Annotated in this window: 14 protein-coding genes; 10 read left to right on the top strand and 4 right to left on the bottom strand. The window is 67.7% G+C overall.

Translation table 11 applies throughout. The annotated features are described in order from the left end of the window. Window positions 1–29: 29 nt before the first annotated feature. Window positions 30–1,271 (bottom strand): FAD-dependent oxidoreductase, encoded by a 1,242-nt coding sequence (locus AU192_RS13085; RefSeq protein ID WP_278183966.1) that lies wholly within the window; start codon window positions 1,269–1,271, stop codon window positions 30–32. Between the two features lie 32 nt (window positions 1,272–1,303). On the opposite strand from AU192_RS13085, the gene AU192_RS13080 reads away from it, so the two are divergent. From AU192_RS13080 to AU192_RS13055, 7 genes are all read left to right on the top strand, one after another. Next, the gene (locus AU192_RS13080; protein ID WP_064396769.1) at window positions 1,304–1,501 is read left to right on the top strand and encodes a hypothetical protein; all 198 of its coding nucleotides are present in this window, start codon (window positions 1,304–1,306) and stop codon (window positions 1,499–1,501) included. Between the two features lie 140 nt (window positions 1,502–1,641). Then, window positions 1,642–1,734, top strand: coding sequence for an Ms4533A family Cys-rich leader peptide (locus AU192_RS26280; RefSeq protein WP_353612094.1), 93 nt, complete (start codon window positions 1,642–1,644; stop codon window positions 1,732–1,734). A gap of 117 nt (window positions 1,735–1,851) precedes the next feature. Continuing rightward, a complete protein-coding gene (locus AU192_RS13075; RefSeq protein WP_064396767.1) occupies window positions 1,852–2,865 on the top strand; it encodes a sulfate ABC transporter substrate-binding protein in 1,014 nt (337 codons plus the stop codon). Next, the gene (gene cysT, locus AU192_RS13070; protein ID WP_064396766.1) at window positions 2,862–3,728 is read left to right on the top strand and encodes a sulfate ABC transporter permease subunit CysT; all 867 of its coding nucleotides are present in this window, start codon (window positions 2,862–2,864) and stop codon (window positions 3,726–3,728) included. The genes AU192_RS13075 and cysT overlap by 4 nt, the downstream gene beginning before the upstream one ends. Continuing rightward, window positions 3,725–4,537 (top strand): sulfate ABC transporter permease subunit CysW, encoded by an 813-nt coding sequence (cysW, locus tag AU192_RS13065; RefSeq protein WP_064396763.1) that lies wholly within the window; start codon window positions 3,725–3,727, stop codon window positions 4,535–4,537. The genes cysT and cysW overlap by 4 nt, the downstream gene beginning before the upstream one ends. A gap of 15 nt (window positions 4,538–4,552) precedes the next feature. Next, window positions 4,553–5,608, top strand: coding sequence for a sulfate/molybdate ABC transporter ATP-binding protein (locus AU192_RS13060; protein WP_064396761.1), 1,056 nt, complete (start codon window positions 4,553–4,555; stop codon window positions 5,606–5,608). 69 nt (window positions 5,609–5,677) lie between these two features. Continuing rightward, window positions 5,678–6,745 (top strand): class I SAM-dependent methyltransferase, encoded by a 1,068-nt coding sequence (locus tag AU192_RS13055; RefSeq protein ID WP_064396760.1) that lies wholly within the window; start codon window positions 5,678–5,680, stop codon window positions 6,743–6,745. A 3-nt stretch (window positions 6,746–6,748) separates the two neighbouring features. Here the strand turns inward: AU192_RS13055 and AU192_RS13050 are convergent, their stop codons facing one another. From AU192_RS13050 to AU192_RS13040, 3 genes are read right to left on the bottom strand one after another with little or no spacing between them, the layout of a single operon-like run. Then, window positions 6,749–7,456, bottom strand: a complete 708-nt coding sequence (locus tag AU192_RS13050; RefSeq protein WP_064396758.1) for a sirohydrochlorin chelatase — start codon at window positions 7,454–7,456, stop codon at window positions 6,749–6,751. Between the two features lie 7 nt (window positions 7,457–7,463). Then, complete coding sequence (locus tag AU192_RS13045; protein WP_064396756.1) at window positions 7,464–8,168, bottom strand: phosphoadenylyl-sulfate reductase; 705 nt, start codon at window positions 8,166–8,168, stop codon at window positions 7,464–7,466. Continuing rightward, window positions 8,165–9,847 (bottom strand): nitrite/sulfite reductase, encoded by a 1,683-nt coding sequence (locus AU192_RS13040; RefSeq protein WP_064396755.1) that lies wholly within the window; start codon window positions 9,845–9,847, stop codon window positions 8,165–8,167. Before AU192_RS13040 ends, AU192_RS13045 begins: the two co-directional genes overlap by 4 nt. A gap of 408 nt (window positions 9,848–10,255) precedes the next feature. Here AU192_RS13040 and hemW point away from each other — a divergent pair, with 408 nt between their 5' ends. The 3 genes from hemW to AU192_RS13025 all read left to right on the top strand — a co-directional run bounded on the left by hemW (window position 10,256) and on the right by AU192_RS13025 (window position 12,733). Continuing rightward, window positions 10,256–11,395, top strand: coding sequence for a radical SAM family heme chaperone HemW (gene hemW / locus AU192_RS13035; RefSeq protein WP_242656952.1), 1,140 nt, complete (start codon window positions 10,256–10,258; stop codon window positions 11,393–11,395). 118 nt (window positions 11,396–11,513) lie between these two features. After that, on the top strand, window positions 11,514–12,029 hold the full coding sequence (locus AU192_RS13030; protein ID WP_064396751.1) for a sigma-70 family RNA polymerase sigma factor: 516 nt from the start codon (window positions 11,514–11,516) through the stop codon (window positions 12,027–12,029). Then, window positions 12,026–12,733: an anti-sigma factor family protein gene (locus AU192_RS13025; RefSeq protein WP_064396748.1), complete on the top strand. Its 708-nt coding sequence runs from the start codon at window positions 12,026–12,028 to the stop codon at window positions 12,731–12,733. Before AU192_RS13030 ends, AU192_RS13025 begins: the two co-directional genes overlap by 4 nt. The last annotated feature ends 7 nt before the right edge of the window (window positions 12,734–12,740 follow it).

Here is a 12,740-nt window from a genome sequence, read left to right as displayed (position 1 = left end):
GCCGTCTACTTGTTGGCCGTAACGGCGCGTCAGCGGCGGGCGAAGGCCGGAATGTGTTCCGGTAGGGGACCGATCGCCACACCGTAGGCCGCCAAACGGCGCAGCAGCGGAAGCCCGGCGGCCACCCGCACGAAGCCGGGCGCCTCGGCCTGGCCGGTCGAAGCGACGGCGACCGCGATGACACGGCGGTGGATCAGCCTTTGCACCGACTGGATCAGCGTGGCGGGCAGCCAGCGCCGCGCCTGCACCCGGGCCAGATGCCTTGTCGACAGGCTGCCCGAGCGCAACGGATCCGCCAGAATCCGGCCTGCGGCGACGGCGTCGGCCACCGCGAGGTTGATCCCGACACCGCCGACCGGCGACATCGCGTGGGCGGCGTCGCCGATGAGCAGCAGGCCGTCGCCGTACCAGCGCCTGAGCCGGTTCAACTGCACGTCGAGCAGCTTCACGTCGTCGAACGACGTCACAGCCCCGATGCGGTCGGCCAGCCACGGCACCAGCGCCACCACACCGCGATGCAGCGACCCGATTCCCTGCGCCCGCAACTCCTGGTCGCGGCCCTTGGGGATGACGTAGGCGCACTGGTAGTAGTCGCCACGGTCGATGACGATCTGCGCGTGCCCGGCCCCGAGGACACCGGCGAGCCCGTGCGGGTCGTCGGGATCGCGGGGCAGCCGGAACCACCAGACGTCCATCGGCACACCGAAGTCCTTCGGCTTGAGCCCCATCTCGGTGCGCAGCGTCGATGACCGCCCATCGCAGGCGACGGTCAACGTCGCGCGCATCTCGCGCTCCTCACCGTCGGCGCCGCGGTAGCGGACACCGACCACCCTGTCACCGTGACGGATCGGGCCGAGCACCTCGGTGCTGCGCAGCAAGGTGAACGACGGCTCCCGCTTAGCTGCAGTGGCCAGCAGCTCCAGGAAATCCCACTGCGGGACCAGCGCAATGTGTTTGTGCGGACCGGGAATTCGCCGCAGATCCATGGTGACCGGGGTGTCCTGCACCGTCATCGACAGCGTGTCGATCTCTCGGTGCGGAATCGCCGCGAACTCATCGGACAGCCCCAACTCGTCGAGCAGCCGCAGCGTGCTGGCATGCACGGTGTCACCGCGGAAATCACGGAGGAAGTCGGCGTGCTTCTCCATCACCGTGACGTCGACCCCGGCGCGGGCCAGCACCAACGCGAGCATCATGCCCGCCGGACCGCCGCCTGCCACGATGCAGGTGGTGTTCCCGGCACGCAGGGCGGGGCGGGAGTCGGCGGCCACGCGCCCATCTTCGCATCGCCTAGGCTGGCCGCGTGGGTGGCTTTCTGAGTTGGTGGGACGGTGTCGAGCTCTGGCTCACCGGCCTGCCGTTCGTCGCCCAGACCGCGGTGGTGATGCCGGTGGTGCTCGCGTTGGCGTACGGCACCGCGGTCGTGCTCGACGGCGCCCTCGGTAACGGGATCAGGTTGTGGCGCCATGTTCGCCATGACGAGCGGGATGCCGACCGATGAGCGGCGGGATGCCGCGGTCGCGGGTGACGTTGGTGCTCGTCCTCCTGGTGATCCTGGTGATCGTCATGTGGCTGTTCACTCGTTGAGGCCGCCGAATCCCTCACCGAGCAGGTTGCCCGAACTCTGTTAGGCTTCGCGCCATGCAAACAGCGTCCGGCAACAAGAGCGGCCATGTTCTGGCCCTCATTGCCGTGAGTTTCAGCGCTGTTGCCGATGTCTGTTGTTGTTGCTGACTCCTCCGCCCGTCCGCGGTTCGGTGTCGGTAACGGCTGTCAGATGACGCCTCGCGCTGATCCATCGCCTTCCCGTCGGGTCGGGTTCCACCGAAGTCCCCCAACGAAAGGTCCCCGATGGTCAACATCCGCAGAACCTGGCGCGCCGCGGCGGCGCTGGCCACCACCGCCACAGTGCTCGCCGCATGCGCAGGCGGCTCGAGCGATGTGGTCGGTGACAGCGGTGGGGACAGCGCCGACACGACGCTGACGCTGGTCGCCTACGCGGTGCCCGAGCCCGGCTGGAGCAAGGTCATTCCCGCGTTCGCCGCGACACCGGAAGGTAAAGGTGTCGGCGTCACGACGTCGTACGGCGCCTCGGGCGACCAGTCGCGCGCCGTCGTCGACGGTAAGCCCGCCGACATCGTGAACTTCTCCGTCGAGCCGGACATCACCCGGCTCGTCAAGGCCGACAAGGTCACCGAGGACTGGAACGCCGACGCCACCAAGGGCATCCCGTTCGGATCCGTGGTGAGCTTCGCTGTGCGGCCCGGCAACCCCAAGAACATCAGGGACTGGCCCGATCTGCTCAAGCCCGGCGTCGAGGTCATCACGCCGAGCCCGCTGAGCTCCGGGTCGGCCAAGTGGAACCTGTTGGCGCCGTACGCATGGGCCAGCAAGGGCGGTCAGGATCCGCAGGCCGGTCTCGACTACGTCACCGAACTGGTGACCCAGCACATCAAGCTGCGCCCGAGTTCGGGCCGCGAGGCCACCGACGTGTTCCGGCAGGGCAGTGGCGACGTGCTGCTGGCCTACGAGAACGAGGCGCTGCACTTCGACCTGGAGTACGTGAACCCTCCGGAAACCTTCAAGATCGAGAACCCGGTCGCCGTGGTGACGTCGAGCAGGCATCTGGACAAGGCGAACGCGCTGAAGAACTTCATCTACACCCCCGAGGCGCAGAAGCTGTGGGCCGAAGCCGGTTTCCGGCCCGTCGATCCCGCGGTGCTCGAGGAGTTCCGGGGCAAGTTCCCCGCACCGGCAAAACTTTGGACCGTTGACGACCTCGGAGGCTGGGAGACGCTTGATCCCGAGCTGTTCGACAAGGACAACGGCACGATCACCAAGATCTACACCCAGGCGACGGGATGACCTCTTCCGTGGTGTCCCGGCCCGAGTTCACCGGTGGTGAGCCGGGCCGGGCGTCCCGACTGCTCGAGCGTCGTCATGGGACGACGTCGCTGCGGGTGGGGGCCGCGTCGATTTGGTTGAGCCTGATCGTGCTGCTGCCGCTGGCCGCGATCCTCTGGCAGTCGGCCGGCGGCGGATGGCAGGCGTTCTGGTTCGCGGTCACCTCGAACGCTGCCGTCGCGTCGTTCAAGGTGACGCTGACCGTGTCGTTCGGGGTGACGGCGGTCAATTTGGTGTTCGGGCTGCTGGTGGCGTGGGTGCTGACCCGCGACGACTTCGTCGGCAAGCGGCTCGTCGACTCGGTGATCGACCTGCCGTTCGCGTTGCCGACGATCGTCGCCAGCCTGGTGATGCTGGCGCTCTACGGCCCCGCCAGCCCGGTCGGGCTGCATCTGCAGCACACCAAGTGGGGCATCGGGGTGGCGTTGCTGTTCGTCACCCTGCCGTTCGTCGTGCGGTCGGTGCAGCCGGTGCTGCTGGAACTGGACCGCGAAATCGAGGAAGCCGCGGCATCGTTGGGCGCCAACAACTGGGTCATCTTCACCCGCGTGATGTTGCCCGCACTTCTGCCGTCGCTGCTGTCGGGCGCCGGTCTGGCGTTCTCCCGCGCGATCGGCGAGTTCGGCTCGGTGGTGCTGATCGGCGGCGCCGTGCCCGGTGAGACCGAGGTCTCCTCGCAGTGGATCCGAACCCTGATCGAGAACGACGACCGCACCGGCGCCGCCGCTATTTCGATTGTGCTGCTGGCCATCTCGTTTGTCGTGCTGTTGATTCTGCGTGCGATCGGATCGCGCGCCGCCCGACGGGACGCGATGGAGCAGTGATTCTTTCGCCTGCGGTCAAACACCTGCTGCGCTATCTTGCGCTGGCCTACATCACGATCCTGGTCGTGGTGCCGGTGGGGCTGATCCTGTGGCGCACTTTCTCGCCGGGCATCGGCGCCTTCATTGGGTCGATCAGCACACCGGCGGCGATTTCGGCTCTGAACCTGTCGCTGCTGGTGGTCGCGATCGTGGTGCCGCTCAACGTGCTGTTCGGTGTACCGACGGCACTGGTGTTGGCGCGCAACAAGTTCCGTGGCAAAAGCGTGATGCAGGCCATCATCGACCTGCCGTTCGCAGTGTCGCCGGTGGTGGTCGGCGTCGCGCTGATCCTGTTGTGGGGATCGGCGGGTCTGTTCGGGTTCGTCGAGAACAGCCTCGGGTTCAAGATCATCTTCGGGATTCCCGGCATCGTGCTGGCCAGCATCTTCGTCACCGTGCCGTTCGTGATTCGTGAGGTCGAACCGGTGCTGCACGAGATCGGCACCGATCAGGAAGAGGCCGCGGCAACGCTGGGTTCGCAGTGGTGGCAGACGTTCTGGCGGGTCACGCTGCCGTCGATCCGGTGGGGTCTGACCTACGGCATCGTGCTGACGATCGCGCGCACCCTCGGCGAATACGGCGCGGTGTTGATGGTGTCGTCCAACCTGCCGGGAAGCTCGCAGACGCTCACACTGTTGGTGTCGGACCGCTACACGCGCGGTGCCGAGCACGGCGCCTATGCGGTGTCGACGTTGCTGATGGCGGTGGCGGTGGTGGTGTTGGTCGCGCAGGTGATCCTCGACGCGCGGCGGGTCCGGGCGGGCAAGTAGGCGTAGGGAGAAAAGATGACGAACGCGATCGTCGTGCGCGGCGCGAACAAGCACTACGGTGACTTCGCCGCGCTGGACAACGTCGACTTCGAGGTGCCGTCCGGTTCGCTGACCGCGCTGCTCGGACCCAGCGGGTCGGGTAAGTCGACGCTGCTGCGGGCCATCGCCGGGCTGGATCAGCCCGATTCCGGCACCGTGACGATCAACGGCCGCGACGTCACCGACGTGCCACCGCAGCGGCGCGGTATCGGGTTCGTGTTCCAGCACTATGCGGCGTTCAAGCACCTGACAGTGCGCGACAACGTCGCGTTCGGGCTGAAGATCCGCAAGCGGCCCAAGTCCGAAATCAAACAGAAGGTCGACAATCTCCTCGAAGTGGTGGGGCTGGCCGGTTTCCAGACCCGCTACCCGAACCAACTTTCCGGCGGCCAGCGCCAGCGCATGGCGCTGGCCCGCGCGCTGGCCGTCGACCCGCAAGTGCTGTTGCTGGACGAACCGTTCGGGGCGCTGGACGCCAAAGTGCGCGAGGACCTTCGGGCCTGGCTGCGTCGGCTGCATGAAGAGGTGCACGTCACCACGGTGCTGGTGACGCACGATCAGTCCGAGGCGCTCGACGTCGCCGACCGGATCGCGGTGCTCAACAAGGGCCGCATCGAGCAGGTCGGTTCTCCCGAAGAGGTTTACGACTCACCGGCCAACGCGTTCGTGATGTCGTTTCTCGGTGCGGTTTCCTCGCTGAATGGTGCGCTGGTTCGGCCGCACGACATCCGCGTCGGCCGCAACCCGGACATGGCGATCGGCTCCAGCGATGACTCGGTGAAGTCCACGGGTGTGTTGCGCGCGACCATCGACCGAATCGTCATGCTGGGCTTCGAAGTTCGTGTCGAGTTGCACAGCGCTACCGACCAGACGCCGTTCACCGCGCAGATCACCCGTGGTGACGCCGAGGCGCTCGCCCTCAAGGAGGGGGACACCGTCTACGTCCGCGCCACCCGGGTGCCGCCGTTGCCGGGCGGGCCGCACGTCCCGCCGAGCGACGATGCCGACGACGAGGCGTTGACAAAGGCCTGATTCAGCTGGGCCCAAGAATGGGGCAATTGCCCCATTCCGCGGGTCTGATTTCCTGGTTGTGTTGCTCGCATGGACACCAGCACCCCGACCCAGGTCGATCCGGACAAACTGATGGAATTCGTCTTCCGCGCGGTCGAGGAGGCCGGCGCGGCACTCAACTGCGCCCTCGTCGTGATGGGCGACCGCCTCGGGTACTACCGGTCGCTTGTCGAGCACGGGCCGAGTACCCCCGCCGAGATGGCCGAACGCACCGGCACCGACGAGCACTACGCCAGGGAGTGGCTCAACGCCCAAACCGCAGGCGCCTTCGTCGAATACCACTCGGCGACCGGTCGCTATCGATTGCCGGCCGAGCAAGCCGTCGCGCTCACCGACGAAACAAGCCCGGCCTTCGTCGGCGGTCTCTTCCAGATCGCGCACGGAACCGCATCGGATGCCGGACGCATCTTCGAGGCGGCCCGCGCAGGCGTCGGCGTCGCTTGGGGGGATCACAATTCCGACGTCCACGTCGGGTGCGAACGGTTCTTCCGCCCGACCTACGCCGCACATCTGGTCGATGACTGGATCCCGGCGTTGGACGGTGTCGTCGAAAAACTCAGGAGCGGCGCCCGTGTCGCCGATGTCGGTTGTGGACACGGAGCGTCGACGCTGCTGATGGCCGAAGGCTTTCCCGCCTCGACGTTCGTCGGCGTGGACGGCCATGCGGAATCCATCGAGGTGGCCCGCGAGCGAAACGGGATGCCGGGAGCGGTCAGCTTCCAGACCGCGGCCGCGGACGCGTTCGCGGGTGGGCCGTACGACCTGGTCACGATGTTCGACTGCTTGCACGACATGGGCGATCCGATCGGCGCCGCACGCCACGTGCGGGAGGTCATCGCTGAGGACGGCACATGGATGGTGGTCGAGCCGGCCGCCGGCGACAGGGTGGAAGACAACCTCAACCCGATCGGGCGCGCGTACTACGGCTTTTCCACGTTGCTGTGCACACCGTCGTCATTGGCTCAACCGGTCGGGACGGCGCTCGGCACTCAGGCCGGCCCGGCCCGCATTCGAGATGTCGTGACAGCGGCCGGATTCCGACGTTTCCGGCTGGCCGCGCAGACGCCGTTCAACAACGTATTCGAGGTCCGGCCCTGAGGACTACGCAGCGACGGTCTGAGTGGCGGTGATCGCGTCGTACCGGTCCATCACCGTCGCCGCGACGAGGTTGTGCGAGCCGAGCGGTTCGGCCATCGCAATACCTTGAGCCCCAGCGTATTCGGCGACGCGATCGGTGATCCGGCCGTGCGCCAGAAACCACGGGGCGATGACCAGGCGTCGGGCCCCGCGGGCACGCAGGTGGGCGGCGGTCTCCGGGATACTCGCATACGGTCCGGTGGCGAACGCGACTTCGGCTCCCGCCCAGCGCGTTCCAGAGCGCAGGGACTGAGCGACCGTGGCGGTCCTGGCGTTCGCGGCGGGATGTGACGAGCCGACCGCGACGACGAGGACGCCAAGGCCGTCGTCGTCGGGGGAGACCCCGAGCTCGGCCAGTCGCTGCCGCAGCACGCTCAACAGCGCCGGGTCCTCGCCGAGCACCTCGGCCCGATCGACCACCGCGCCCGACTGCTCGACGACCGAAGGGATGTCGACCCGCGCGTGAAAAGCGCTGGCCAACAGGAAGGGTACGACCACGGCCGGGGCGTGCAGCCCGCTCAGGGTGTCGAGCAGGCTGGGGCCGTTCTGTTCCAGGAACGCCGGACGCACGTCGAGCCACGGACGCAGACGCCGAATCCGGCCTGCCACCGCATGCGTCACCGCCGCCGAGCGTGGGTCGGCGCTGCCGTGCGCGGTCAGCACGAGGGTCACAGTGACCTCACGATGCGTGCAGCCCGCATTCGATCTTGCCGGTGCCTGCCCAGCGGCCGCTGCGCGGATCGGCGCCTTCGACGGGCTTGGCCGTGCACGGTGCGCAGCCGATCGACGGATAGCCCTCGTAGACGAGCGGATTGACGAGCACGCCGCGGGTGTCGATGTAGTTCTGCATGTCCTCGTCGGTCCAGGCCGCCAACGGATTGATCTTCACCAGCCCGAAAGCCTTGTCCCAGCTGATGAACGGCGCGTTGGCGCGCGTGGGCGCCTCGACGCGGCGGATGCCGGTCACCCAGGCCGAGTAACCGCGCAGCGCCGCCGAAAGCGGCTCGACCTTGCGCATGCGGCAGCACTCGTTGGGCTCGCGCGCGAACAGGTCCTTGCCGAACAACTCGTTCTGCTCGGCCACGCTCTTCTCGGCGGTGACGTTGACGATGTTGACGTCGTAGACCGCCTCGACGGCGTCGCGGGTACCGATCGTCTCGACGAAGTGGTACCCCGTGTCGAGGAAGAGGATGTCCACGCCGGGCCGCACCTTTGCAGCCAGATCGATCAACACGGCGTCCTGCATGTTCGACGCCACCACGTAACTCCCGCCGAAATTCTCGTCGGTCCAGCGCAGCAGCTCCTCTGCGCTTGCACCCTCGAGTTCGCCCGCGGCGCGCTCGGCGAGCGCCTGCAGATCGGCCTCCGTGGTCAAATCGGTCACCTCAAGTCCGCCTCGTCTGCTCGTATGGCCCACGTAGCGAAACGCTCGCCCTGCTCTCGTTGTTTCACGAAGTTGCGAACGACCCGGTCGATATAGTCGCCGAGCTCACTGGACAGCACCTTGTGTTGGCGCAGCTTGCGGCCGAACCCGCTGTCCAAACCGAGGCTTCCGCCCAGGTGTACCTGGAAACCCTCGACCGAGTTGCCGTCACCGTCGTCGACCATCTGGCCCTTGAACCCGATGTCGGCGACCTGGATGCGCGCGCACGAGTTCGGGCAGCCGTTGATATTCACGGTGATCGGCACGTCGAGCTGCGCGTTGATGTCCTCGAGCCGCTTCTCCAGCTCGGGGACCAGAACCTGCGCGCGGGTCCGCGTCTCGGTGAACGACAACTTGCAGAACTCGATACCCGTGCAGGCCATCAGGTTCTTGCGCCAATGCGACGGCTCCGGCGGCAGCCCGAGTGCCTCGAGGCCCGCGGTCAGCTCGGCGAGCTTGTCATCGGCCACGTCGAGGATGATCAGCTTCTGGTAAGGGGTGAACCGGATGCGGTCCGACCCCGCCGCCTCGGCGAGATCGGCCACCTTGGTCAGGATGGTGCCGGAGACCCTGCCCGCGATGGGTGCGACGCCGACGGCGTTGCGCCCGTTCTTCAGTTTCTGGATGCCGACATGGTCGATCGGGTGTTTGACCGGTTCGGGTGCGGGCCCGTCGATCAGCTTGCGACCCAGGTACTCGTCCTCGAGCACCTGGCGGAACTTTTCGACGCCCCAGTCCTTGATCAGGAACTTGAGCCGGGCCTTGGACCGCAGCCGCCGATACCCGTAGTCGCGGAAAACCGCAGTGACCGCCTCCCACACGTCGGCCACCTCGTCAAGCGGAACCCACGCCCCGAGCCGCTGCGCCAGCATCGGGTTGGTTGACAGACCGCCACCCACCCACAGATCCAGCCCTGGGCCGTGTTCGGGGTGGTTCACCCCGATGAAGGAGATGTCGTTGACCTCGTGGGCGACGTCCTGCAGACCCGAGATCGCGGTCTTGTACTTGCGCGGCAGGTTGGAGTACTCGGGGTTGCCGATGTAGCGCCGCACGATCTCGTCGAGGGCGGGTGTCGGATCGAGCACTTCCTCCAGCGATTCGCCGGCCAGCGGTGAGCCCAGCATTCCGCGGGGGCAGTCGCCGCACGCCTCGGTGGTCTGCAGACCGTGCGCGGCCAGCCGGTCCCAGATCTCGGGCACGTTCTCGACCTCGAGCCAGTGGTACTGCAGGTTCATCCGGTCGGAGATGTCGGCGGTGTCGCGGGCGAAGTCGATGGAGATCTGGCCCAGTGTGCGTAGCGCGGCGGCCGACAACGCCTTGCCGTCGCAGCGCACCCGCATCATGAAGTACTTGGCTTCGAGCAGGTCGGCGTTCTCGTCACCGGTCCACGTGCCGTCGTAGCCCTGCTCACGCTGGGTGTACAGGCCCATCCAGCGGAACCGGCCGCGCAGGTCCTGCTTGTCGATGCCGTCGAAACCGGTCTTGGAGTAGATGTCGATGATGCGGGCGCGCACGTTGAGTGCGTCGTCGTCCTTTTTGAACTGCTCGTTGGCGTTGAGCGGCTCGCGGTAACCGTGGGCCCACTGGCCCTCGGCGCGGGGCTTTTTCGCGGGTTTCGGCTTGGATTCCGCTGTGGTCATGGTTTGGCTCCTTTGAGGAGCCGGATCGCGCGTCATCGCCGGGGCTGTCCGGCGGCGCAGATCCGGCGGCCAGCTGAAGTACGGATGGGCTGGGTCTAGATCAAGCGCGTCAAGGCAGACAGCAACACGTACACACGCGCTTGAAGTCGACGTGCCGACGCACCACCAGCGATACACGCTTGGGGAAGATGCGGGGGGCAGTCACGTCGGCCATTGTGCCACGAATCGCCGCACCTGCCCTAACCGGGCGAGATTTGCGCTCACGGCGAGCAGAACCTCGTCGAGATTGCATCCACGCATCAGAAGTTCGAGAGCACGCCTGCCTGAGTGCAATCTCGCGGCAGGCGGACAATTGCTGACATGGCCCGAACCGTAGCTGCCGAGAACCGTGCGCGGGTGCTGCCGGCGATGACCCCCGCGCGGGGGCGGCCGTTCGGCATCTACATCCACGTGCCGTTCTGCGCGACCCGCTGCGGCTACTGCGACTTCAACACCTACACACCCGGCGAGCTGGGCGGCGCGAATCCGGACGGGTGGCTTGCGGCGCTGCGGATCGAGTTGGCGCAGGCGGCCGCGCACCTGGGCCGCATCCCACAGGTCGACAGCGTGTTCGTCGGCGGGGGCACACCGTCGCTGCTGGGCGGGCCCGGCCTGGCCGCGGTTCTCGACGCCGTGCGCGCGCACTTCCCACTGGCGCCGGGTGCCGAGGTCACCACGGAAGCCAACCCGGAATCGACGTCTCCGCAGCTGTTCGACCAGCTGCTGGCGGCCGGATACACCCGGGTCTCGCTGGGCATGCAGTCGGCGGCTGCCCATGTGTTGGCGGCCCTCGACCGCGCACACTCGCCGGGCCGGGCGCTCGCCGCGGCGCGGGAGGCCCGCGCGGCCGGGTTCGACCACGTCAACCTCGACCTGATCTACGGCACGCCGGGGGAGTCCGACGACGACCTGCTGCGCTCGGTCGACACCGTCGTCGAGGCCGGCGTCGACCACGTCTCGGCCTACGCACTGGTCATCGAGGACGGGACGGCGATGGCCCGGCGGGTGCGCCGCGGCGAGCTCGAACCGACCGACGACGACGTGCTGGCCCGCCGCTACGAGCTGCTCGACGCGCGTCTGGCCGGCGCCGGTTTCGCCTGGTACGAGGTGTCGAACTGGAGCAGGCCCGGCGGTGAGTGCCGACACAACATCGGCTACTGGAACGGCGGCCAGTGGTGGGGTGCCGGACCGGGTGCGCACGGTTTCGTCGACTCCGTGCGCTGGTGGAACGTCAAGCATCCGAGCGCGTACGCCCAAACGTTGACCGATGGTCGACTGCCGGTCGCCGATTACGAGCACCTCGACGCCGGCACGCTGCACATCGAGGACGTGATGCTGCGGGTGCGGTTGCGTGACGGGCTGCCGGCGAGCGTGCTCAGTGCGCCCGAACGGGAGCGCGCCGACGTCGCGGTCGCCGACGGGCTGTTGAGCCGCGCCGGGGACCGTCTGGTGCTCACCGACCGCGGCAGGCTGCTGGCCGACGCGGTGGTCCGCGACCTGCTGGACTGACCGCCGGGGAGCTTCGGCTCCAAAATTCGCCCATAAGCTCACGTTCGCGCGCCGGACATTGAACGATTCTCTGGTGGACGTCGTAGTGATCAGCGATGACGACTGCGGTGGATGAGCGATGACTCCCGACCCCGCGCGGGCCGAGTTGCTGCGCGCGATTCACGACGAGCACAGCCAGGCGCTGCTGCGATACGTGCTGCGGCTGACCCGCGGCGATACGCCGTTCGCCGAGGACGTGGTGCAGGAAGCGCTGCTGAGGCTGTGGCGCAAACCCGAGATCCTGCAACAGCCGGGCGACGCCGCGCGGGCATGGCTGTTCACCGTCGCACGCAACCTCGTCATCGACGACCGACGCAGCGCTCGGTTCAGCCGGGAACTGCAGACCGACGACCTGCCCGAGCGGCCGTCACTCGACGCGATCGGTCCCGCGGTCGACAAGTGGGTGCTGGCCGAGGCGCTGAAATCGCTCAGCGCCGACCACCGCACCGCCATAGTGCGCGCCTACTATTTCGGGCAAACTGTCGCCGACATCGCCGCACACGAGCGGATCGCCCCGGGCACCGTCAAGTCCAGGCTCCATTACGGGTTGCGGGCGTTGCGGATGGCGCTGCAGGAAAGGGGGGTGGTCCAATGAGCGACAAGTTCGACCGGACACCCGTCGCCGACCTCGCCGAATGGGATGCGGCCTACGTGCTCGGCGCGCTGAGCCCGGAGGACCGTCGCGCCTACGAGGACTACCTCGCCGCGAACCCGGCGCGTGCCGCCGAGGTGGCCGGCCTGGCCGAGATGCCCGCGATGCTGGCCGCGCTCAGCCGCGAGGAGGCCGCGGCACTGATCGATGCGGACGAGGGGTCCGCTGTCGATCACTCAGCTGACGTCGCCTCACTGGCGCAGGCCGCCGCCAAGCGGCAACGGCGCTCACGGCGCACGATGCTCGCGGCGACCATCGCGGTTGCGGCGGCTCTGGCGGTCCTCGGCGGCGTCGTGGGCGCGACGGTCTTTCCCCGCACGTCGTCGGTGCAGACGGTGGCGATGGAGCCGATGCAGCCGGGTCAGCGTCAGGGCCTGACCGCGCAGCTGGCGGTCACCGAGAAGAAGTGGGGCACCGAGCTCAACTGGGCCTGTGAGTACACCAAGGACTGGGCGCGCGACGTCGACAGCTACGACATCGTGGTGACCACGCGCGACGGCGTCCAGACGACCGTGGGTTCGTGGCGTCCGGCCGGAGACGAGGCGACCGGGCTGTCGGCGGCGACAAGCATCCCCACCGCGGAGATCCGCAGCATCGACATCCGGGTGTCGGGCAGCGACCAACCGCTCGCCGTCCGCACCTTGTGACGTTTCG

Origin of the sequence: Mycobacterium lehmannii (assembly GCF_001499925.1) — a bacterium.
Classification (GTDB): Bacteria; Actinomycetota; Actinomycetes; order Mycobacteriales; family Mycobacteriaceae; genus Mycobacterium; species Mycobacterium lehmannii.
This window is presented reverse-complemented; position numbering and strand designations above follow the sequence as displayed.